The following is a 19,801-nucleotide window of genomic DNA, read 5'->3' as shown; positions in this document are numbered from 1 at the left end:
TGCTTGCACTGACTGTTCTGCTCTCGCAGTCCGTCTCGGCGGGCGAGTCGCTCACGAGAACGGACGCGCCTGCGAAAACGCACTGCTGGGTCGTGTCGCGATTACTCGACTAAGTCCTCGAACTCGGGGAGAATTTCCTCCTCCTCCTCGTCGCTCTCCGACGTGGTCGACTCGTCCCCCGAAGCCGACCGATCCGTCGACTCGTCGTCGTCGCCATTCGACTCGTCGGCGTTGGTTTCGGCGTCCGACTCGTCGTCCTCGTCCTCGTCTTCGATCTCCTCGATGCTGAGGACCTCGAGCGGGATGTTCTCGAGGCGTTGCCCGATCTCCTTCCGTGCGATCCGCGAGGCGTGCTCGTCGCGCTCGACGTTGAAGACGGTCATCTCCAACTCGAGTGCGACGAGGGCTTCGTCGGCCGCGATGAACGCGGGCGGCAACTCCTCCCCCGACGGGGAGGTGCGCTCGCCCATGTTGATCTCGACGTAGTTCAGGTCAGGGTTCAACATCTCACCGGTCTTCGAGATGGCGATCCGGATCGCCTCGTCTGGCGTCTCCACGTCGAACACCGGCACGGCGGCTTCGACGACAACCCTGCAGTTCATACCCTGATATTGTGTCGCATCCAGTATGAAAGTTCGCCTCAGGGAACACGACACTCCGCTCGAAGGCTATCTCTCGGCGCGGTCGGTCCTCGCCAGTCGGTTCGGGAGGGAGTGATGAGCGTATCGTCGGGCCGGTCCAATGCTCACCGCTTCCGTCGGCCGCCGGTCGGTTCGAAAGGCAAAAGCCCGCGCACCCGAACGGTCGGCTAGATGGAGACAGGGACGATCCCGGTCGACGAACTCGCCGGCGGACTCGACCCGTATCGCACGCTCGAGAGCGGCCAGAGCTACCTCTGGCGGCGCAGCGACGGCGAGATGTACGGCGGCCGGCCGGCTCCCGACGCGTGGTATTACACGGTCGTCGACGGCGCGGTCGTCCGCGTCCGCGACCGCCCGGACGGCGACGCGACCGCGGGTGAGCCGAATAAGACGAGGCGATCCTCGTCGGTCCGACGGACCGACGTTGGCGTCCTCGAGTGGGAGTCCACCGTCGACGCCGACCCGCTCGTCCGTCGGCTGTTGCGCCTCGACGACGACCTCGAGGCAATCGTCGAAGCCGCCCCGGACGACCCCCTGCTCCGCGAGGCCTACGAGGCCCACCGCGGAATGCGACTGGTCGACGATCCGCCCTTCGGCTGTCTGATCTCGTTCATCTGCTCGGCCCAGATGCGGGTCGACCGGATCCACACGATGGTCTCGACGCTGGCCCGGGAATACGGCGATCCGATCCCCTTCGACGGCGAGACGTACCACGCGTTTCCGACGCCCGAACAACTCGCCGCGGCGACCGAAGCTGAACTGCGCGAACTGGGGCTGGGGTACCGGGCACCGTACGTCGTTCGGACCGCCGAGATGGTGGCCAGCGGCGAGGCACATCCGAACGAGGCCCGGGACCTCGAGTACGAGGCCGCTCGAGAGTACCTGACGCGGTTCGTCGGCGTCGGCGACAAGGTAGCCGACTGCGTGCTCCTGTTCTCGCTGGGGTTCGACGAGGCCGTACCGCTGGACACGTGGCTCAAGTCGGCCATCGAGGAGTACTACCCCGACTGCGATCGGGGCTCCTACGCCGCGACTTCGCGGGCGATCCGCGAGCGACTGGGCGGGGAATACGCGGGCTACGCCCAGACTTACATCTTCCACCACCTCCGGACCGGGGAGTGACCACCTGCGGACTGGGGAGTAACTCGACGTCTTACGCGGGGAGTCCTACGTCTCCTCGTAATCCTCGCGGCCGGTGAGGGCCCAGTAGGCCTGCGAGACGAACGTGATCGCGAATATGATCGTCAGCAATCCGGCGACGTAGCGGGCGATTCCGGGGCCGAGCAGGTAGTACGAGAGCGCGCTCGCGCCGACGACGAACAGCACCGCCCCGACGAACAACTCGAGTAACTCCCGGAGCGTCGCGCGGCTACTCGAGACGTCGAGGTACTCGTCTTCGAAGCGGTCGATGATGCCCATACTTGTGTTTGTGTCTTCTTCAGCGGTCAGCAGAACTCCTCGAGCGTCGTCTGCTCTCGCTTCAGCGGCCGCGCTCGGTAGCCGTACTCGGTCTCGAGACGATCGGCGAACGCCTCGTCGAAGCCGTGGTGGGTGTAGACGACGTCGGGATCGATCGCCCGGACCGTCTCGAGCAGTTCGTCGAAGTCGCAGTGATCGGTAAGGGGGAACGTGACGTCGTAATTGCCCCGATACAGGAACGAGTCGTCGACGGCCCACCCCGAGAAGCCGGCCTTCAGGGCGCCCTCGCGCTCGACCGCGGTCTCGACCCAGTCCGCCCGAGCCTGATTCGACGGGAGGATCACGATTTCGTCGGTGAGGTCGCGCAGGGAGTCGTACGGTCGGCCGGAGAACGCGAGGTCGCCGTCCGTCGCGGTCTCGATGGCCTCGTTGACGTCGTGGATCGAGTCCGAGACGAGGATCTCGCGGGCGCAGTCGCTGCTGCCGTTGCCGTCATCGTTATCGGCACCGGCACCGTCGCCGTAATCGTCACTGGCATCCGCGCCGCCACTGCCACCGGTCGCCTCGCGGGCGATCCACTGGAGTTTCTGGGCCCGGCCCAGCGAGTAGCCGAAGCAGAACAGCGGCCGGTCGGCGTTGTCGCGGATCCAGTCGCCGATCTCGGCCTCGAGCGCGTCCTGCGACGGGAATCGATATTTCGGGAGCCCGTAGGTCGTCTCCATCACGAGGACGTCCGCGTCGACCGCGTCGGGGTCGAACCCCTCGAGGTAGCACCGCTCCCGGGTCGAGAAGTCGCCCGTGTAGCAGTAGCGGCGGACGTCGCCGCTGGCGCCGTCCTCGAGGTCGAACAGCGCCGCGCGGGAGCCGACGACGTGGCCGGCGGGGACGAGGTCGACACCCGGCGCGGACTCGACGAACTCGAAGCCGCGCCCGGTGCGGGCCTCGGCGATGGCCGCTGTTTCGGCCGAGCAGACGACGGTTTCGGGCGCTGACCGGAAGGTGTGATCGGCGTGGGCGTGGCTCACGACGTTGATCGCCCCGACGGCGCTGCGCGCGTCGGCGACGACGCTGGGTTCGGGGTCGGCCTCGCGTTCGAAGTGGATGCCATCTCGGTGGCGAACGGTCACTGCGATCGCGGTGGTGTAGGGGCTCGAGGCACCTTCCGTTGTCGCTTCTCGATATGCAGCTGTGGCTGGACTGTCACTGCTCGACTTCGATGCCAGTTCGGGCACGGGGGATAGCGATAGGACTCGAGCCGTGCACACTCCTCATCGTGGCAACTAGGGACGCCACACCCTCCCCAACCGATTCGCTCCCTGCGGTCGCTCATCCCTCGCGCAGTGTCATCGCCCGCCCTCGTTATCACTCGGGCGCTCGATAGCGCGCGCCACGGCGGATGGTTAGTCGGCTATCGCTCGTCCCTGTAGAGCCGGATTTTTGACGCTCGCGGTCGAGTCGTCGCGTATGGCAGGGCGAACCCGCGCACACGTCTTCGTCTCCGGCACGGTACAGGGCGTCTACTACCGCGCGACCACCCGCGACACGGCCCGCGAGCGGGGCGTCGGCGGCTGGGTAAAGAACCTCGAGGACGGTCGCGTCGAGGCGATCTTCGAAGGCCCCGAGGACGCCGTCGAGGGAATGATCGAGTGGTGTCACACGGGCAGCCCCGCTGCCGACGTCGAGGACGTCGAGGCCGAGTTCGAGGAACCCCAGGGCGAGGACGGCTTCGAAATTCGGCACTGAACCGGGACGCGGTCGCCCGTCGACTCAGTCGGATCGACCGACTCTCGAGTCGTCGCGTTCGGAACCGGTCCCGGTGAACTCGTCGTCGTAGATATCGATGTGGTGGACGGCGTGGGGCGAGAGCAGCCGGTTCCCCTCGAGTTCGATCCAGCCGTTGGCGCGGACGACGATCGGACCCTCGTAGAGCGGGTCGTCGTCGACCGGGTCGTCGTAGATAACGACGTCCCTGTAGGCCCGCGTAAAGGGGTTCGCGTCGTCCGAAACGATCGAATCGCGGGCGGCGAATGCCGGGAACATAGTAAGAAAATGACACCAGACTGCCGGATAAGTGTACCGTAACGGACAGCAAGTATTCCGTGCGGGGCGAGGGTTACAGCGCGATCCGAACAGGATCGGTCACGCGGAATCGATCAGCGCCGCCTCGAGCCACGGCGGCTCCTCGGTGTACTTCCACTCGGCCCACGCGGCCTTCTCCCCGGCGTAGTAGGCGCGGTAGGCGGCGACGGGGTCGCCCGGGCGCTGATACTCGTCGGGCATCGTCTGGGGACGGGGCGTCGGCTCGTCGGCGGGGAACTCGATCGCGCTGACGTCGATCCGCTCGATCACCCGCCAGGAGGCGTGGTCGTCGTCCTTGTCGTAGCGCTCGACGAACTCGGCGTTGAGCGCCTCGGCGTGCTCCCGGAGCCGCAGCCAGTTCGCGCGGGACTCGGCGGCCCACTGCGTGACGGGGTGCTCGACGTGGGTCGACTGGTAGAGGAAGTCGGCCTCGTAGCCGTTCTCCCGGGCCGCGGTACACAGAACCTGCGCGGCCTCGAGCAGCAGCTTGTTGACGTGCTGATCGCAGTGATAGCGCGCGGCCAGCCGCGGGTCCTCGTCGAGCCAGAAGACGTTCACGTCGGCGTTTGGGGCTCGAGGGGTATGGCCCTACTGCCTAACCATGTTCCGGCCGTTGCCGCGGGTCCGCAACGTTGAACGGACGGCCCGTCGAACCCCCGCACATGATCACAGGCGAGCGGATGGGCGCCGTCGACGAGAACGCCGCGGCGCTGGGCGTCCCGCGAAAGCAGTTGATGGAGTCGAGCGGACACGCCGTCGCCCGCGCGGTCCGAGACGCCGCGGAGCCGGGTGCTAGCGTCGCTATCGTCGCCGGTCGGGGAAACAACGGCGGCGACGCGTTCGTCGCGGCCCGCTTCCTCGATGCGTACGACGTCACCACGCTCCTGCTGGGTCGCTCCGAGAACATCGGAACCGACATCGCTCGGGAGAACTGGGACGCGCTCCAGCAAGCGGCATACGACACGCGAGAGGTCAAAGACTCGAGCGGGTTCGACCTCCCCGGCGCGGACGTGATCGTCGACGCGATGCTGGGAACCGGGATCAGCGGCGACCTCCGTGAACCGGCGGCGACCGCAGCCGAAGCGATCAACGCGGCCGATGCGACCGTCGTCGCGGTCGACGTCCCCTCGGGGTTCGACGCCGATGGGGGCGACCACGCCGCTAACTGCGTCGAGGCCGACCGCGTCGTCACCTTCCACGACGCGAAACCGGGACTCCAGGACCTCGACGCGGAAGTCACCGTCGCGGACATCGGCATCCCGGCCGCCGCGGAGCGGTACGTCGGCCCCGGCGATATCGAACTCGCGCGACCCGACGGTCGGGAGGGACGACCGAACGTCATCGGCGGTGGTCCCTACACCGGGGCGCCCGCGCTTGCCGCACAGGCCGCGCTGCGGGCCAGCGCGGAACTCGCCTTCGTCGCCGCGCCCGAATCCGTCGCGGGCGAGATCCAGGGCTACAGCGAGGACCTGATCGTCCAGCCCTACGAGGAGGACGTGCTCACCCCCGAGGTGGCCGACGACCTGCTCGAGACCGTCGAGAACTACGACAGCGTCGTCGTCATCGGTCCCGGCCTCGGCACCGCCGACGAGACGCTCGAGGCGACCCGCCGGTTCCTCGAGTCCTACACCGGGCGGGCGGTCGTCGACGCGGACGCCCTCGCGGTCGTCCCCGACGTCGAGACCGACGCGACGCTGGTCTGTACGCCCAACCGCGGCGAACTCGCGCGGATGGGCGGGCCGGACACCGACGATCTGGCCGCCGCGGCGGACGAGATCGAGTCCTTCGCGGCCGAACTGGGCCACGTCGTGCTCGCGAAGGGGGCGAACGACGTGATCACGGACGGCGAGCGAACGCGGATCAGTCGCTCGGGAACCGTGGGGATGAAAGTCGGCGGCACCGGCGACACGCTCGCCGGGATCGTCGCGGCGCTGCTGGAACACGCCGACCCGCTCGATGCCGCCGCGGCAGGAGCCCACGTCAACGGCCTCGCGGGCGAACGCCTCGCGGAGAGTCAGGCGTACGGCTTCCTCGCGTCGGACATGCTCGCGGAGATTCCCGCGGTCCTGTGGGATGGCGGTGATTCCGATGTCTGACGATCCGACGCCGGCAGAAGGCTCGAATCCCGATCCGAGAGCCGACGCCGCCGAGACCGACTCCGCGGATCTCACCCACACCACCGACGCAGGCGACGTCCAGATGGTCGACGTCGGGGACAAACCCGACAGCGAGCGCCGCGCGGTCGCCGCCGGCGAGATTCGCCTGCAGCCCTCGACGATCGAGGCCATCGGGGACGACGAAATCGGCAAGGGCGACGTCCTCGCCACCGCCCGCGTCGGTGCGATCCAGGCGGTCAAACACACCTGGGAAACGATCCCGATGTGCCACCAGATCCCGATTACCAACGTCGACACGGCGTTCGACCTGCGCGAGGACCGCGTCGAGTGCGAGGTGGCCGTCGAGACGACCGGCAAGACGGGCTGCGAGATGGAGGCCCTCGAGGGCGTCACGACCGGCCTCAACGTCGTCTGGGACATGGTGAAGGCCGTCGAGAAGGACGACGACGGCCAGTACCCCGAGACGGGTATCGAGAACGTGCGGGTCGTGGCGAAGGAGAAACACCGGAAGTGAAATAGCGGTGACGAGAATCGGCGCGCATAGATGGCGCTCCGGACGTCCCTCTGTGACCGCCTCGAGATCGACTACCCGATCGTGCAGGCGCCGATCGGCAGCGCGACGACGCCCGAACTCGCGGCGGCCGTCTCGAACGCCGGCGGACTGGGCCACCTCGCGGTGACGTGGCGCGACCGCGAGGAGACCCGCGCGGTGATCCGCGAGACTCGCGAGCGAACCGACGCGCCGTTCGCGGTCAACCTTGCCCTCGACGACGCGACGACGGTCGTCGACACCGACGCGCACCTCGAGGCCGTCCTCGAGGCGGGTGCACCGATCGTCTCCTTCTCGTTCGGCGACGCAGCCCCCTACGTCGACCGCGTCCACGAGGCGAGCGCGACGGCGATGCAAACCGTCGGCAGCGCCGCCGGTGCGCGCGAAGCGGTCGACGCCGGCGTCGACGTCGTGGTCACGCAGGGCCTCGAGGCCGGCGGCCACGTCCAGAGCGAGGTTGCGACGACGGCGCTCGTTCCCCGGGTCGCGGACGCGGTCGGCGACGAGGTCCCGATCGTCGCGGCGGGCGGCATCGCGGACGGTCGCGGCATCGCCGCGGCGCTCGCACTCGGTGCGGACGGCGCGTGGCTCGGCACCCGATTCGTGGCGACCGAGGAAGCGAACGTCCACGACGAGTATCGACGACGGCTCCGCGAGGGCGACGAAACGGACACTGCGTACACCTCCCTCTACGACAAGGGCTGGCCCGAGACGCCCCACCGCGTGCTCGAGAACGAGACGCTCGAGCGCTGGCGGGAGGCCGGTGAGCCGCCAGCGGGCGAGCGGCCCGGCGAGGACGACGTGGTCGCGCGGACCGACAGCGGCGACGGCGACTCCATCGAACGCTACGACGTGGCGCTGGCGACGCCCGACCTCGAGGGCGATATCCAGTCGATGGCGCTGTACGCCGGGCAGAGCGTCGGGCTGACCGACGACGTTCGACCGGCCGTAACGGTCCTCGAGGACCTCCTCGCGGAGACGCGAGACGTGATTACCGGGCTCCCGGGTCGCCGCTCGTGACCCTGCCGGAACCCGCCGCGCGGCGCGCCCGACATCACCGGGGGTGACGGCCCTCGCGAGGATATATGATAGCTAAAACAGCTTTTAGCCGGCGGGACGTACGAATCCGTCTCGACCGTCTTCGTCGATTGCAGGGTCGACGACTCACCGACGAGTCACGGTTTCAGGACGACAGACTCGAACGCGGAGCGGACCGCGAAAAAACGCGAGCGAACGGCGGGGCGGAGGGCGCCACGCACGAAGGACGGGAACCTGGCGGGCTCGAGGGCGACTAGAGGTCCATTCCGCCGTTGACGTCGATCACTTCGCCGGTGACGTACGAGGACTCCTCGCTGGCGAGGAAGCGGACCACGGCCGCGATGTCTTCGACTTCAGCCAGACGCTCGAGCGGGATGCCCGAGACGATCCGCTCGAGGACCCGATCTGGAATGCTCTCGACCATATCGGTGCGCGTGAAGCCGGGCGCCACGCAGTTCGCCGTCGAGCCGCCCTTGGCGAGCTCGAGGGCGATGGTCCGGGTGAAGCCGAACATGCCGCTCTTGGCGGCGGCGTAGTTGGCCTGGCCGAAGTTGCCTTGCTTGCCGACGACGCTCGAGATGTTGATCAGTCGGCCCTCGTCGGCGTTCCAGACGTCGTCGAAGAACTCCTGGGTGCAGTTGAACATCCCGCCGAGGTTGACGTCCATGACCCGGTCCCACTCCTCGCGGGTCATCTCGGTGAACTGCTCGTCGGCGGTGATGCCGGCGTTGTTCACGAGGACGTCCGCCGGACCGAACGCCTCGTGGCAGACCTCTCGCATGTGTTCGACTTCCGCTCGGTCGGCGACGTCGGCTTGCGCGGCGACGGCGCTGCCGCCGGCCGTTTCGATGGTATCGACCGCCTCCTGAGCGTCTCCTTTCGAGGAACGGTAGTTGATCACGACGTTCGCACCCTCTTCGCCGAGGTACTCCGCGATTCCCCGACCGATGCCGCGTGCCGAGCCGGTGATGACGCAGGTTCGCCCATCCATGGACATGACTCGCCACTTCGACCTCCGGCGGTAAATAACGACCTGTTGGTCGGCAGGACATACGGCTGAGAGAACAGTTTGCGGCCCGACCGGTCGGGTGCGAGCCTCGAGACGGCGAGTCGAAAGTCGTCTCCCCCGCCTGCGGCCTCGGATCGCGGAGCTACCGGCTCCGGGCCTGTTCGATCCAGTCTTCGATGCGACTGGGCGAGATGCCGGTATCGGCGGCCAGTTCCGCGGCGTCCGCGTCGGCGAGTTGGGCGAAGGTATCGATGCCGGCCTCCGAGAGATCGTCCGCGTAGGCCTGCCCGACTCCGTTCAGGTCGGTCAGATCGTCGGTCTCGGACGCGATCGCCGACTCGGCGTCGACGTCCTCGTCGGTAGTTTCCTCGGCGACCCCCTCGTCGATGGTCATCTCGCCCGGTTCGGCGGGCTCGTCTTGCACGTCGTCCTCGCCCCGCTCGAGGATCTCCTCGTCGGAGCGGTCCTCGCCGTGGCGGTCGCTCGTCTCGACGTCGAGGTCGGTCGGTTCGGCGTCCACACTGCTCCCGCCGGTCTCGATGCTCGTGCCGCCGTCGGCGAGGTCCTCCGCGCCCGACTCGTCGCCGGCGACGTCTTCGGCCAGCGCGGCGTCGGCGTCTTCGGCTCCGGGCGTTTCGGGCTCCGAATCGACGTCGGTGTCTCGCGGCTCCGCCGCCCGACTATCCGAGGCGCGTTGCGCCTCGCTTTCCCCGTCCGAGCGCTCCTCGAACCACTCGCTGACCTGCGGCCAGAGCTCCTCGTGGCTGCGCGATGAGACCGACATGCCGATGTGGCCCGTCGCGAACTCGAGGACCTCGGTGTCGTCCGAGCCGATGACCTCGTTGAACGGTTTGGAGGCTCCCGGCGGGATGAGGTGGTCGTACTCCGCGACGATCTGGAGGACGGGCATGTCGATGTTGGAGATGTCGACGTGCTCGCCGCCCAGATAGAGCTCGTTGTTGTAGAGCTTGTTGTCCTGGTAGATGTCGCCGATGAACTCCTCGTAGGCCTCGCCGGCGACGTCGATGCCCTCGTCGAGCCAGCGTTCCATCCGCGCGAAGTTCTCGACGAACTCTTCGTCCTCCATGTTGTCGTAGAAGCGGACGTACTTCGTCACGTTGTTCGCGACGGGGTCCATCAGCGCGAAGCCGACGTCCAAGAACTCGGCGGGCACGTTGCCGAAGGTCTCGGTGACCGTCTCGGGGTCGTAGAACTCCTCGCCGCCCCAGAGCTCGAGGACGCCGCCCTCGCCGGCGAAGCAGAGCCCGGCGGCCATCAGGCCGAGGTTCTTGACCTTCTCGGGGTACAGCGAGGCGTACATGGCCGACTTCGTGCCGCCCATGCAGTAGCCCAGAACGTTGATCGAGTCCTGCCCGGAGCGCTCGCGGACGACGTCGACGCAGTTGTCGATGTAGCGGTTGACGTAGTCGTCGAGCGACAGCGAGCGGTCCAGTTTGGAGGGTTCGCCCCAGTCGATCAGGTAGACGTCGAAGCCGGCCTCGAGCAAGGTTCGGACCACCGAGCGGTCCGGCTGGAGGTCGAGGATGTAGGGCTTGTTGATCAGCGCGTAGACGATGAGGATCGGCACGTCGTGTTGCTCCTCCGTCTGCGACTCGTAGTGGAGGAGTTCGAGCTTGTTCTCCTCGTAGACGACCTCGCTGGGCGTCTGGCCGACCTCGATGTTCTCGACGGTCTCGGTCCGATCGGGTGCCACCCGGCTCTTGTCGGCCAGGTCGGCGGTCGCCTCCCAGGCCTGGCGTTGCATGTCCAGAACGGTCGCGTACGGGTTCTTCATTGGTCTTCGAGGTGCTCGAGGACGCGGTCGAGTTTCTGCTCGACGGCGTGCTGGCGGCGCTCGAGTTCGACCAGTCGGTCGCCGACTTCGACGACGTCCTCCCCGGTCGCGAAGCCGAGCGTCCGCAGGGTCTCCTGGGACGTCTCCTCGGCCTGCTGTTGCATCTCGAGGACGTCACCGACGGTCTCGCCGGTCATCCGGGCGAACGCGGTCGTCGACATGACGTCCTTGAACGCCTCGTTGGCCGTGTTGAGCCAGATGTCGCGGAACTCCTCGACGTCGACCTCCTCGCCCTCCAGCTGGTCGTTCGTCCGCTCGACCATCTGCTGGGAGGCGTTCATCCACGTCTCGTAGGCCTTCGCGTAGCCCTCGACGCCCTCGGAGAGCTCGTCGTCGTCGGAGGCCTCGCCGACGGCGTCCGACCAGCTCTCGACGAACTGGGCCTGGGCCTCCATGTTCTCCTCGAGCGCGTCGATGAACTGCTCGTTCCACTGTTCGACGACCGCGTTCCACTCCTTTGACTGGGGCTGTGAATCTGCCATTGTAGTCTTGTAGTAAAATTGACCGTCCAACCTCAAAAGGCTGGGGCTGGTAGCTGCGTTACGCCGAAACGTCGATCTCTTCGGCGGCTTCCTCGACGTTCTCGGCGACCGAGGAGACGTTCTCCTCGACCTGTTCGTGGGCCTCGAGGTAGGCGTCGAAGGAGGTGTCGACGACCTCGGCGTAGCTTGCGGCGAACTCGTCGTAGGCGGCTTCCGACTCCTCGATGGCCTCGACGACGGCCTCGAGAGACTGGCTCTGGGCCTCGGTCGCGGAGTCGAAGCCTTCGTCGACGAGTTCGCGTACCTCGTCGAACTCGGCGGCTTCCTCGGGCAGCGAGGCCTCGAGGGCGTCGAAGTAGGCGTGGACGGCGCCCTTGGTCAGTTCGGCGTTGGACTCGAACAGCGAGCCCGAGGACTCGACGGCGTCGCCGAAGGCGCCGATCGAGGTCTTCTGGGCCTCGAGGGCGTCGTGGGTCAGGCTCTGGGACTGTTCGATGGCGGTGCGCTGTGCGTCGAAGACGGCGGTGAATGGGTTCTGGGTCATGATTGGTCCTCTCGGTTTCGCTTGACGGGAACGACGATCGTCTGGACGATATCGCCCTCTTCGATGTCGAGGGCTTCCCGTTCGGGTTCGGGAATACTGATCCGACCGCCGCTCTGGACGCGAGCTTTGAACGTCGCCGTTCCCATGTTCATCGGGCCGAAACTCGAGCCCGTATCGAACGGGTTCGAGCCGCCGGCCTGCATCATCTTCTTCAGCATCTCCTGCTGGGATTCGGCAACCTGCTCGCCGGCTTCCTGCATCTGTTCGGTGAACATCGCAGGGGGAAACCAGAGCGATCGGTCGGAGTCGTCCGTCATCACCTGTATCAACGCGCTCCGACCTTATAAAGGTTTCCACTAAATACCATCTGATACCATTCAATGGATCGCACTGGGTCGACCAGCGACAGACGTGCGAGGATCGTGCGCCGACCGCAGTTCGAATCACCCGGTCCTATCAGCAACGAATACCTGTCTCTCGACGACAGTGATCGGAATCCGGCTGCCAGAGCCCGTCTAATGATAAATTGCTAGGTACCGAGAGCGGTAACAGCCGTCGTGCAGCCAAAGAAGTCATAATCCCCACACGCTTACCGACCCCCATAGATGTCCCACCAGAACCCTGCGAAGCGGAACCTCGCTGCCATGACCGACGCGTGGACGGCGATGACCCAGACGTTCCTCCAGAGCGCGACCGCGGCGAACCGGGCGGCCATGTCGGCGATGCTGCCGGCGAGCGGGTCGAACGGATCGGACGGCGAGACGGTCCCCGCGTCGATCCCCTCGATCGACCACTCCAATCTCGACTGGCAGTTCGATCGGACCGTCGACGATCCGGCCCGCATCAGCGTCGGCGACACCGTCACGTTCGAGAAGGTGCTCAGCGACGACGACGTCCGCGCGTTCGCCCACGTCAGCGGCGACACGAACCGGCTCCACCTCGACGACGAGTTCGCGGCCGACACTCGCTTCGGCGAACGGATCGTCCACGGGACCCTCGTCTCCGGACTCATCAGCGCCGCACTGGCGCGCCTGCCCGGCCTGACCATCTACCTCTCCCAGGACCTCGAGTTCAGCGGCCCCGTCGGCATCGGCGACCGCGTCTCCGCCCGCGTCGAGATCGTCGAGGATCTGGGGAACAGTCAGTACCGCCTCGAGACGGTCATCCGAAACGAGGACGAGGACGCGACCGTCATCAACGGCGAGGCCGTCGTCCTGATCGACGACCTCCCCGAGGAGTAATCCCAACCTCGATCCGCCGACCCTGATGCGCCGGTCTCGGTGACTGCGCCCCCGGACTCCAGTCTCCGTTCTTCTCTATCGCTCCGGTTTTCAGTCTCCACTCTCTTCGCCGCTCCCCGGACTTCGGTCTCCACTCTCTCCAGCGCTTCGTTGCCCATTCGCGTTACGCGGGAACGACCATCACCGACAGTATAAGTAGTTCCTCACGGAACGGCCCCACATGACGCTATTCGGGACTGCAGGAATCCGCGGGCCGGTCGACGAAGTGACGCCGTCGCTGGCGCTTTCGGTCGGGCGGGCCGCCGGCGAGCCCGGGGCGACGTTCGTCGTGGGTCGCGACGGCCGGGCGACCGGCCCCGCGCTCGCCGCCGCCGTCGAAGCCGGCCTCGAGAGCGCCGGTGCCGACGTCTACCGCATCGGACAGGTACCGACGCCGGCCCTCGCCTTCGCCTCGCGGGGCCGGCGGGGGGTGATGCTCACCGCGAGTCACAACCCGCCCACGGACAACGGCATCAAACTCTTCGCAGACGGCGTCGAGTACGACCGCGAGGCCGAGCGCGCCATCGAGGACGGGGTCGCGGCCGAGAGCGCCGACCTCGCCGCCTGGAGCGAGTGGGGCGACTCGTCGCGACTCGAGGTGCTCGACCGGTACCGCGACGCCGTCGTCGCCTACGTCCGCGACCAGTTCGCCGACCTGGGGGCCGAGCGGAACCGCACAAGCGCCCCGCTGGCCGGCCTCTCCGTCGCCGTCGACTGTGGCAACGGGATGGGATCGGTCGCGACGCCGCAGGTGCTCGACCGTCTCGGCGCCGACGTCGTCGCGCTCAACGCGAACGTCGACGGGCACTTCGTCGCCCGCGAGAGCAAGCCCACGCCCGAGACGCTGACCGATTTTCGGGAGTTCCTGGCGGCGAGCGAGGCATCAGGCGCCTCGAACCGGCCGAGCGGCACGGCTGCGAGAGGATCCGGCGAGTTCGACCTCGGACTGGCCCACGACGGCGACGCCGACCGCCTCGTCGTCCTCGGTCCCGACGGCGAGGTGATCCACGAGGACACGATTCTGGCGGTCGTCGCGGCCCACTACACCGCCGCCAGCGATGCTGCGGACCCCGTCGTCGTCACCACACCCAACGCCTCGGCTCGCATCGACGAACGGGTCCGCGCGGCCGGCGGTCGCGTCGAACGCGTCCGCCTCGGCGCGCTCCACGAGGGAATCGCTCGAGAGAGCGCACAGGGCAGTTCGGACACCGAGGTCGTCTTCGCCGCCGAACCGTGGAAACACATCCACACCGCGTTCGGCGGCTGGATCGACGCCGTCACCGGTGCCGCCGTCGTCGCCGCGCTGGTCGCCGACGCCGGAGAGACGGACGCGCTCCGCGAGCCCGTCACCGAACGCCCCTATCGGAAGGTCAGCGTCGACTGTCCGGACGCGGCCAAAGCTGACGTCATGGCCGCTCTCGAGGCCGACCTCCCCCGGGCGTTCCCCGAGGCCGCGGTGGACACCGACTACGGCGTCCGCCTCGAGTTCGAGGACGCCTCCTGGGTCCTCGTGCGCCCGAGCGGCACCGAACCCTACGTCCGGATTTACGCCGAGAGCGACGCCGTCGACGAGTTGATCGCCGAGGCCCGCGAGGTCGTCGAGCGTGCGATCGCCGAGACAGCGTAAGCGACGAGCCGATAGTCAGCGCCTCCAAATCGGAAGACTAGGGGCGATGTGGAAGACGGATATCCACGCAGTCACGCATCCTTGCGAAGATTCGACGGGTATTTACCGAATGTTTACGCTATCCCGTCTCATGGGTCAAAATCGACGACGGTTTCTCGAGGGTGCAAGCGCGATGGGACTCGCCGGTATCGCCGGCTGCGTCGGCGGGTTCGGCGCCGAAGGAGACGCGGAGTATCAGGTCGGGATGGTGTACGCGACCGGCGGGCTCGGTGACGACTCGTTCAACGACATGGCACAGCAGGGGGTCACGGATGCGCGCGACGAATTCGACCTCGCGTTCGACGAGACCGAACCGGGGAGTGAGGGCGAATTCGACGGTGCCCAGCGTGACTACGCCGAGTCCGGGGAGTACGACCTGATCTGCTGTATCGGGTACGCACAGACCGACGCCCTCTCGGGGAACGCGCCCGAGTATCCCGAGCAGAACTTCATGATCATCGACTCGGTCGTCGAAGAAGAGAACGTCCGGAACTACGTGTTCGGCGAACCGGAGGGGTCGTTCCAGGTCGGCCACCTCGCGGGCCTGTTGACGGATCAGGAGTTCGCGGCTGGGGCCGGGGAGACGAATCCCGAGGAGAGCGTCGTCGGCTTCGTCGGCGGCACGGAATCACAGTTGATCGAGTCGTTCCAGGCCGGCTTCGAGGCCGGCGTCGAGTACGCCAACGAGGACGCCGAGGTCGTCTCGTCGTACGTCGGCGACTTCAACGATACTGCCGGCGGACAGGAGGCCGCTCGAACGATGTATCAGGACCAGAACGCGGACATCGTCTTCCACGCTGCGGGCCGGACCGGTATCGGCGTCTTTCAGGCGGCTCAGGACGAAGGCCGATTCGCGATCGGCGTCGACGACGACCAGTCGCTCTCGAACGAGGACTACGCGGACGTCATCCTTGCGAGTATGGTCAAACGCGTCGACACGGCGGTCTATTCCGCCATCGAGTCCGTCGTCAACGACAACTTCGCCGGCGGCGAGACCGTGACCCTCGGCCTCGAAGAAGAGGGCGTCGCCAACGTCTACGGCGACGAACTCGGCGACGAGATCCCACAGGAGATCAAGGACCAGGTTGCTGAGTCCCGACAGGCGATCATCGACGGCGATATCGACGTTCCGAGCGAACTGTAATCGCATGAGTGATCCGGGAACGGGACCGACTGACGGGAGGGAATCGACGGCGGAGGGAGGGACGGACACTGCCGATCGGGGGAGTACCGGCAGTGACCTCGCCGTCCACCTCGATGGCATCACGAAGCGGTTTCCGGGAGTCGTCGCGAACGACGACGTCGACCTCCGCGTCGAACGGGGGACCGTCCACGCCCTCCTCGGGGAGAACGGTGCCGGGAAGACGACGCTGATGAACGTCCTTTACGGGCTCTACGAGCCGGAGGAAGGGCGGGTCGTCGTCGACGGCGAGGAGCGGACCTTCGACTCTCCTCGCGACGCCATCGACGCCGGTATCGGGATGATCCACCAGCATTTCATGCTTGTCGATCCCATGACGGTCGCCGAGAACATCGCGCTGGGGAACGAACCCACGAAGTGGTTCGGGATGGCGGTCGACCGCGACCGGATCGACCGCGAGATTCGCGACCTCTGCGATCGGTACGGCTTCGACCTCGATCCCGACGCCACCGTCGAAGACGTGAGCGTCGGCGTCCAGCAACGCGTCGAGATCCTCAAGGCGCTGTTCCGCGGTGCGGAGGTCCTCATCCTCGACGAGCCGACCGCCGTCCTCACGCCCCAGGAGGTCGAGGGGCTCTACGACGTCCTCGAGGAACTCACCGCCCAGGGGAAGACGATCATCTTCATCACGCACAAACTCGAGGAGGCGACCCACGCGGCCGACGCGATCACCGTCCTCCGGGACGGGAAATCCGTCGGAACGGTCGATCCGAACCGCACGAGCCGGGACGACCTCGCCGAGCGCATGGTCGGTCGGGAAGTGCTCCTCGAGGCGGAATCCGAGCCGGTCGAAACGGGCGACGTCGTCCTGTCGACCGAAACCGTCTCCGTCGAGGACGACCGCGGCGTCGAGGTCGTCTCGGGGATCGATCTCGACGTTCGCTCGGGGGAAATCTTCGGTATCGCCGGGGTCGACGGTAACGGGCAGGCCGAACTGGTCGAGGCGATCACCGGCCTCAGAGCCCCCGACGAGGGGACGATCGCCTACGACGGAACGGACATCACGGCGTGGTCTCGTCGCCGGCGCATCGAGAACGGGATGGCGTACATCCCGGAGGATCGCCACGAACGCGGCCTCGTCATGCCCTTCGATCTCGTCGAGAACGGCGTCCTCGGCAGTCAGCGGTCGGCTCGGTTCGCCGACCGCGGCCGGATCGACTGGACCGGCGTTCGCGACCACGCCGAGGGGATCATCGAGACTTACGACGTCCGACCGCCGGACGCCGACGCGGAGGCCCGCTCGCTCTCCGGGGGCAACCAGCAGAAGTTCATCGTGGGCCGCGAGTTCGAGCGCGATCCGTCGCTCGTCGTCGCGACCCACCCCACTCGCGGCGTCGATATCGGCTCGACCGAGTTCATCCACGACCGCCTCCTCGAACTTCGACGCGAGGGAGTCGCGATCCTGCTGGTCTCTTCGAATCTCGACGAGGTTCGGTCGCTCTCGGACCGGCTGGCGGTCATGTACGAGGGCGAGTTCATCGACGTCACCGAGCCCGACGACGTGACCGAGGAGGAACTCGGCCTGCTCATGGCCGGTGAACGACCGGGGCAGCGAGTCGCGGACGGACCGGACGCGGGTGATGGCCGATGAGAGAGCGCCTCGAGCGACTCCTCGACCGTCTCGTCCGCGCGTCGGTCCTCGAGCGAATCGCGATCAGCGTCGCGGCGCTGTTCGCCGCCGTCCTCGTCGGCGGCGTGCTCGTGTTCGTCTCGGGCGGGTTCGCCAGCTGCCGGTCCGGCCTCGACCTCGCCGGCTGGACCTTCTGTTACAACCCGATGCAGGTCTACTACGAGCTGTTCCTCGGGGCGCTCGGCCACCCGCTCGAGGGGGGTTGGGAGCTCACGAACTACAGCCTCGCGACGACCCTCCAGCAGACGACGCTGCTGATCTTCGCGGGGCTGTCGGTCGCCGTGGCGTTCCGCGCCGGCCTGCTCAACATCGGGACGCAGGGACAGCTGGTCGTCGGCGGGTTGGCGACGGCCGTCACCGTCGTCTACGCGGCGGCGGTCGTCCCCGATGGCTTCGTCGGGACCGTCGTCCTCATCCCGATCGGCGTCCTCGCCGGCGCGCTCGTCGGCGGATTTTACGGTGCGATTCCGGGGGTTCTGAAGGCGTACGCCGACGCAAACGAGGTCATCACGACGATCATGCTCAACTTCGTCGCGGCCGGCGTGACGTCCACGGTGCTGTCTTGGCAGTTTCAGGATCCGAACAGTAACAATCCCCAGACTGCACCCGTCCCCGAGTACGCGGAGATTCCGAACCTCCCCGTCGTCGGGTTCGGCGCTCGAGCGGACTTTTCCCTGCTCGCGCTCGCCTTCGCCGTCGCGCTCATGATCGGGATCGCCTGGCTGTTCGCCCGAACGTCGTTCGGCTACGAACTTCGGACGAGCGGCGTCCAGCCCGAGGCGGCCGCCTACGGCGGCGTCGACGACCGGCGCATGACCGTCGCGAGCATGACTCTCTCGGGCGCACTCGGCGGCATCGGCGGCGCGTTCTGGGTGCTCATGGTCCACGGGCGCTGGCTCGAGAACGTGCCCTCGCTCGGGTTCGACGGCATCGCCGTCTCGGTGCTGGCCGGCAACAATCCGTTGGGCGTCGGCGGGGCGGCGTTCCTGTTCGGCGTGCTCCGGAGCGGCGAGCGGGCGATCGGGACCGGGACGGGCGTGCCGCCGGAGCTGGTCGTCATCCTGACGGGACTCATTATCCTCTTCGTGGCGATGCCGGAGTTCTTCCGGCTGTTCGGGCGACGATTTATCCGGACGGAAACGCGGCGCGTAGCTCGGACGGACGGCGGTGAAGGGGGTGAGGGCGATGAGTGAACTGTACTCTCGGCGAACCGTCGGCGCGGCCGTCGGCCTCCTCGCGGTGTGGGTCGCCGTCGGGCTGCTCGCCCCCGACTCGTGGCCCGGCGTTTTGCTTTCGATCGCCGCCAGTCCGAACACGCATACGGCGACGCTCCGTCTCGCCGTCCCGATCGCCCTCGCGGCGATCGGCGGCATCTTCGCCGAGAAGAGCGGCGTCATCAACATCGGGATCGAAGGGCTGCTCATCGTCTCGGCGTTCAGCTCGATCGTGGCCACCTACTGGCTCGGGTCCGGGGACGCGACGATGGGGCTGTCCAACCACTGGTGGGGGCTCCTCGCTGGCGTCCTCGTCAGCGTCCTGTTCGCGCTGCTCTTCGCGATCGTCTGCATCGAGTTCAAGGCCGATCAGATCATCGCCGGACTCGCCGTCTGGCTCATCGCACTGGGGCTCGCTCCGTTCGCCTCGCGGATCGTGTTCGGGAGCCCGAACGCCACCACCATGGGGACGTTCGACGCCGTCACGATCCCGCTGCTGTCGGAGATTCCGGTCGTCGGCTATCTGTTGTTCGACACGCCGCCGCAGGTGTACGTCATGCTGGTCGGCGCGGTCGCCGGCTGGTACCTGCTCTCCCGGACCAGCTTCGGCCGCTGGGTCGTCGCCAGCGGCGAGGATCCGAAGGCGCTCGACACGGCCGGCGTCGACGTCAGGAAGGTCCGCTACGCCGCGGTCCTCCTCTCGGGCGTCTTCGCCGGACTCGGGGGCGCGGGCTTCGCACTCGGGCAACTCGGCACGTTCGCCGGCGGCGGCCAGACCGACATCGCCGGCCGCGGGTTCATCGCGATCGCGACCTACCTGCTCGCGAACTACCACCCCATCGGCGCACTCCTCGGCTCGTTCCTCTTCGCGGGGCTCAACTCGATGCAGAACGGGCTACAGGCCGCGGGTTACGCCATTCCGACCGAACTCATTCGAACGATCCCCTACGCGACCGTGATCGTCGTCCTCGTGTTCGTCGGCCGTACCCGCTTGCCGGCAGCCGCCGGCGAGGACTACGAGTCCGGCGAGGACTGAGCCACCGACGCCGACCTCACCGGCGGCGATCCGGTCGATG

At 67.3% G+C, this 19,801-nt stretch carries 21 protein-coding genes; 11 read left to right on the top strand and 10 right to left on the bottom strand.

Annotation, left to right across the window (positions count from 1 at the left end; genetic code table 11):
• Positions 1-101: 101 nt before the first annotated feature.
• Entirely contained in the window at positions 102-602 is a 501-nt protein-coding gene (locus J0X25_RS19370) for a DUF555 domain-containing protein (protein ID WP_207289089.1), read from the bottom strand.
• Between the two features lie 210 nt (positions 603-812).
• Between J0X25_RS19370 and J0X25_RS19365 the strand changes: the two genes are divergently transcribed.
• Entirely contained in the window at positions 813-1,763 is a 951-nt protein-coding gene (locus tag J0X25_RS19365) for a DNA-3-methyladenine glycosylase family protein (protein ID WP_207289088.1), read from the top strand.
• Positions 1,764-1,808: 45 nt separating this feature from the next.
• On the opposite strand, the gene J0X25_RS19360 is transcribed toward J0X25_RS19365, so the two are convergent.
• Together J0X25_RS19360 and J0X25_RS19355 are read right to left on the bottom strand one after the other, a co-directional pair.
• The gene (locus tag J0X25_RS19360; protein ID WP_207289087.1) at positions 1,809-2,060 is read right to left on the bottom strand and encodes a hypothetical protein; all 252 of its coding nucleotides are present in this window, start codon (positions 2,058-2,060) and stop codon (positions 1,809-1,811) included.
• A gap of 26 nt (positions 2,061-2,086) precedes the next feature.
• Positions 2,087-3,187, bottom strand: a complete 1,101-nt coding sequence (locus J0X25_RS19355; protein ID WP_225896706.1) for an MBL fold metallo-hydrolase — start codon at positions 3,185-3,187, stop codon at positions 2,087-2,089.
• Between the two features lie 337 nt (positions 3,188-3,524).
• Here J0X25_RS19355 and J0X25_RS19350 point away from each other — a divergent pair, with 337 nt between their 5' ends.
• Positions 3,525-3,803: an acylphosphatase gene (locus tag J0X25_RS19350; RefSeq protein ID WP_207289086.1), complete on the top strand. Its 279-nt coding sequence runs from the start codon at positions 3,525-3,527 to the stop codon at positions 3,801-3,803.
• Between the two features lie 24 nt (positions 3,804-3,827).
• Here J0X25_RS19350 and J0X25_RS19345 read toward each other — a convergent pair whose 3' ends face one another.
• Positions 3,828-4,100, bottom strand: a complete 273-nt coding sequence (locus tag J0X25_RS19345; RefSeq protein ID WP_207289085.1) for a hypothetical protein — start codon at positions 4,098-4,100, stop codon at positions 3,828-3,830.
• Between the two features lie 99 nt (positions 4,101-4,199).
• Complete coding sequence (locus J0X25_RS19340; RefSeq protein WP_207289084.1) at positions 4,200-4,697, bottom strand: hypothetical protein; 498 nt, start codon at positions 4,695-4,697, stop codon at positions 4,200-4,202.
• 104 nt (positions 4,698-4,801) lie between these two features.
• Here J0X25_RS19340 and J0X25_RS19335 point away from each other — a divergent pair, with 104 nt between their 5' ends.
• The 3 genes from J0X25_RS19335 to J0X25_RS19325 are packed head-to-tail and all read left to right on the top strand — an operon-like array spanning position 4,802 to position 7,826.
• Positions 4,802-6,235: an NAD(P)H-hydrate dehydratase gene (locus tag J0X25_RS19335; protein WP_207289083.1), complete on the top strand. Its 1,434-nt coding sequence runs from the start codon at positions 4,802-4,804 to the stop codon at positions 6,233-6,235.
• Positions 6,228-6,770: a cyclic pyranopterin monophosphate synthase MoaC gene (gene moaC / locus J0X25_RS19330; protein ID WP_207289082.1), complete on the top strand. Its 543-nt coding sequence runs from the start codon at positions 6,228-6,230 to the stop codon at positions 6,768-6,770. The genes J0X25_RS19335 and moaC overlap by 8 nt, the downstream gene beginning before the upstream one ends.
• A gap of 30 nt (positions 6,771-6,800) precedes the next feature.
• Positions 6,801-7,826 (top strand): NAD(P)H-dependent flavin oxidoreductase, encoded by a 1,026-nt coding sequence (locus J0X25_RS19325; protein ID WP_207289081.1) that lies wholly within the window; start codon positions 6,801-6,803, stop codon positions 7,824-7,826.
• A 271-nt stretch (positions 7,827-8,097) separates the two neighbouring features.
• Here the strand turns inward: J0X25_RS19325 and fabG are convergent, their stop codons facing one another.
• The 5 genes from fabG to J0X25_RS19300 form a co-directional block, all read right to left on the bottom strand.
• Complete coding sequence (gene fabG, locus J0X25_RS19320; RefSeq protein ID WP_207289080.1) at positions 8,098-8,841, bottom strand: 3-oxoacyl-ACP reductase FabG; 744 nt, start codon at positions 8,839-8,841, stop codon at positions 8,098-8,100.
• Between the two features lie 154 nt (positions 8,842-8,995).
• Positions 8,996-10,648, bottom strand: a complete 1,653-nt coding sequence (gene phaC / locus J0X25_RS19315) for a class III poly(R)-hydroxyalkanoic acid synthase subunit PhaC (protein ID WP_207289079.1) — start codon at positions 10,646-10,648, stop codon at positions 8,996-8,998.
• Positions 10,645-11,190: a poly(R)-hydroxyalkanoic acid synthase subunit PhaE gene (locus J0X25_RS19310; protein ID WP_207289078.1), complete on the bottom strand. Its 546-nt coding sequence runs from the start codon at positions 11,188-11,190 to the stop codon at positions 10,645-10,647. The genes phaC and J0X25_RS19310 overlap by 4 nt, the downstream gene beginning before the upstream one ends.
• Positions 11,191-11,248: 58 nt before the next feature.
• A complete protein-coding gene (locus tag J0X25_RS19305; protein WP_207289077.1) occupies positions 11,249-11,734 on the bottom strand; it encodes a hypothetical protein in 486 nt (161 codons plus the stop codon).
• A complete protein-coding gene (locus tag J0X25_RS19300; protein ID WP_207289076.1) occupies positions 11,731-12,051 on the bottom strand; it encodes an AbrB/MazE/SpoVT family DNA-binding domain-containing protein in 321 nt (106 codons plus the stop codon). The genes J0X25_RS19305 and J0X25_RS19300 overlap by 4 nt, the downstream gene beginning before the upstream one ends.
• Before the next feature lie 288 nt (positions 12,052-12,339).
• Between J0X25_RS19300 and J0X25_RS19295 the strand changes: the two genes are divergently transcribed.
• From J0X25_RS19295 to J0X25_RS19270, 6 genes are all read left to right on the top strand, one after another.
• Positions 12,340-12,975, top strand: coding sequence for a MaoC family dehydratase (locus J0X25_RS19295; protein ID WP_207289075.1), 636 nt, complete (start codon positions 12,340-12,342; stop codon positions 12,973-12,975).
• Positions 12,976-13,195: 220 nt separating this feature from the next.
• On the top strand, positions 13,196-14,641 hold the full coding sequence (locus J0X25_RS19290) for a phosphohexomutase domain-containing protein (RefSeq protein WP_207289074.1): 1,446 nt from the start codon (positions 13,196-13,198) through the stop codon (positions 14,639-14,641).
• Between the two features lie 130 nt (positions 14,642-14,771).
• A complete protein-coding gene (locus J0X25_RS19285; RefSeq protein WP_207289073.1) occupies positions 14,772-15,824 on the top strand; it encodes a BMP family lipoprotein in 1,053 nt (350 codons plus the stop codon).
• A 4-nt stretch (positions 15,825-15,828) separates the two neighbouring features.
• Complete coding sequence (locus tag J0X25_RS19280) at positions 15,829-17,472, top strand: ABC transporter ATP-binding protein (protein WP_207289072.1); 1,644 nt, start codon at positions 15,829-15,831, stop codon at positions 17,470-17,472.
• Positions 17,469-18,704 (top strand): ABC transporter permease, encoded by a 1,236-nt coding sequence (locus J0X25_RS19275; RefSeq protein WP_207289071.1) that lies wholly within the window; start codon positions 17,469-17,471, stop codon positions 18,702-18,704. The genes J0X25_RS19280 and J0X25_RS19275 overlap by 4 nt, the downstream gene beginning before the upstream one ends.
• Positions 18,697-19,761, top strand: coding sequence for an ABC transporter permease (locus tag J0X25_RS19270; protein WP_207289070.1), 1,065 nt, complete (start codon positions 18,697-18,699; stop codon positions 19,759-19,761). Before J0X25_RS19275 ends, J0X25_RS19270 begins: the two co-directional genes overlap by 8 nt.
• Positions 19,762-19,801: the final 40 nt, after the last annotated feature.

This window comes from Haloterrigena alkaliphila, assembly GCF_017352155.2.
In the GTDB taxonomy this organism is placed as follows: domain Archaea; phylum Halobacteriota; class Halobacteria; order Halobacteriales; family Natrialbaceae; genus Haloterrigena; species Haloterrigena alkaliphila.
Note: the sequence above shows the minus strand (reverse complement) of the source record. Positions and strands in the feature narration are given on the sequence as shown.

Excerpts from the sequence above, each read along its gene's own strand:
- phaC (WP_207289079.1), bottom strand. The coding sequence starts at position 10,648 with ATGAAGAACCCGTACGCGACCGTTCTGGACATGCAACGCCAGGCCTGG.
- J0X25_RS19290 (WP_207289074.1), top strand. The coding sequence starts at position 13,196 with ATGACGCTATTCGGGACTGCAGGAATCCGCGGGCCGGTCGACGAAGTG.
- J0X25_RS19305 (WP_207289077.1), bottom strand. The coding sequence starts at position 11,734 with ATGACCCAGAACCCATTCACCGCCGTCTTCGACGCACAGCGCACCGCC.
- J0X25_RS19365 (WP_207289088.1), top strand. The coding sequence starts at position 813 with ATGGAGACAGGGACGATCCCGGTCGACGAACTCGCCGGCGGACTCGAC.
- J0X25_RS19280 (WP_207289072.1), top strand. The coding sequence starts at position 15,829 with ATGAGTGATCCGGGAACGGGACCGACTGACGGGAGGGAATCGACGGCG.
- J0X25_RS19300 (WP_207289076.1), bottom strand. The coding sequence starts at position 12,051 with ATGACGGACGACTCCGACCGATCGCTCTGGTTTCCCCCTGCGATGTTC.
- J0X25_RS19335 (WP_207289083.1), top strand. The coding sequence starts at position 4,802 with ATGATCACAGGCGAGCGGATGGGCGCCGTCGACGAGAACGCCGCGGCG.
- J0X25_RS19325 (WP_207289081.1), top strand. The coding sequence starts at position 6,801 with ATGGCGCTCCGGACGTCCCTCTGTGACCGCCTCGAGATCGACTACCCG.
- J0X25_RS19295 (WP_207289075.1), top strand. The coding sequence starts at position 12,340 with ATGTCCCACCAGAACCCTGCGAAGCGGAACCTCGCTGCCATGACCGAC.
- J0X25_RS19350 (WP_207289086.1), top strand. The coding sequence starts at position 3,525 with ATGGCAGGGCGAACCCGCGCACACGTCTTCGTCTCCGGCACGGTACAG.
- J0X25_RS19275 (WP_207289071.1), top strand. The coding sequence starts at position 17,469 with ATGAGAGAGCGCCTCGAGCGACTCCTCGACCGTCTCGTCCGCGCGTCG.
- J0X25_RS19345 (WP_207289085.1), bottom strand. The coding sequence starts at position 4,100 with ATGTTCCCGGCATTCGCCGCCCGCGATTCGATCGTTTCGGACGACGCG.
- J0X25_RS19310 (WP_207289078.1), bottom strand. The coding sequence starts at position 11,190 with ATGGCAGATTCACAGCCCCAGTCAAAGGAGTGGAACGCGGTCGTCGAA.
- fabG (WP_207289080.1), bottom strand. The coding sequence starts at position 8,841 with ATGTCCATGGATGGGCGAACCTGCGTCATCACCGGCTCGGCACGCGGC.
- J0X25_RS19285 (WP_207289073.1), top strand. The coding sequence starts at position 14,772 with ATGGGTCAAAATCGACGACGGTTTCTCGAGGGTGCAAGCGCGATGGGA.
- J0X25_RS19360 (WP_207289087.1), bottom strand. The coding sequence starts at position 2,060 with ATGGGCATCATCGACCGCTTCGAAGACGAGTACCTCGACGTCTCGAGT.
- moaC (WP_207289082.1), top strand. The coding sequence starts at position 6,228 with ATGTCTGACGATCCGACGCCGGCAGAAGGCTCGAATCCCGATCCGAGA.
- J0X25_RS19370 (WP_207289089.1), bottom strand. The coding sequence starts at position 602 with ATGAACTGCAGGGTTGTCGTCGAAGCCGCCGTGCCGGTGTTCGACGTG.
- J0X25_RS19270 (WP_207289070.1), top strand. The coding sequence starts at position 18,697 with ATGAGTGAACTGTACTCTCGGCGAACCGTCGGCGCGGCCGTCGGCCTC.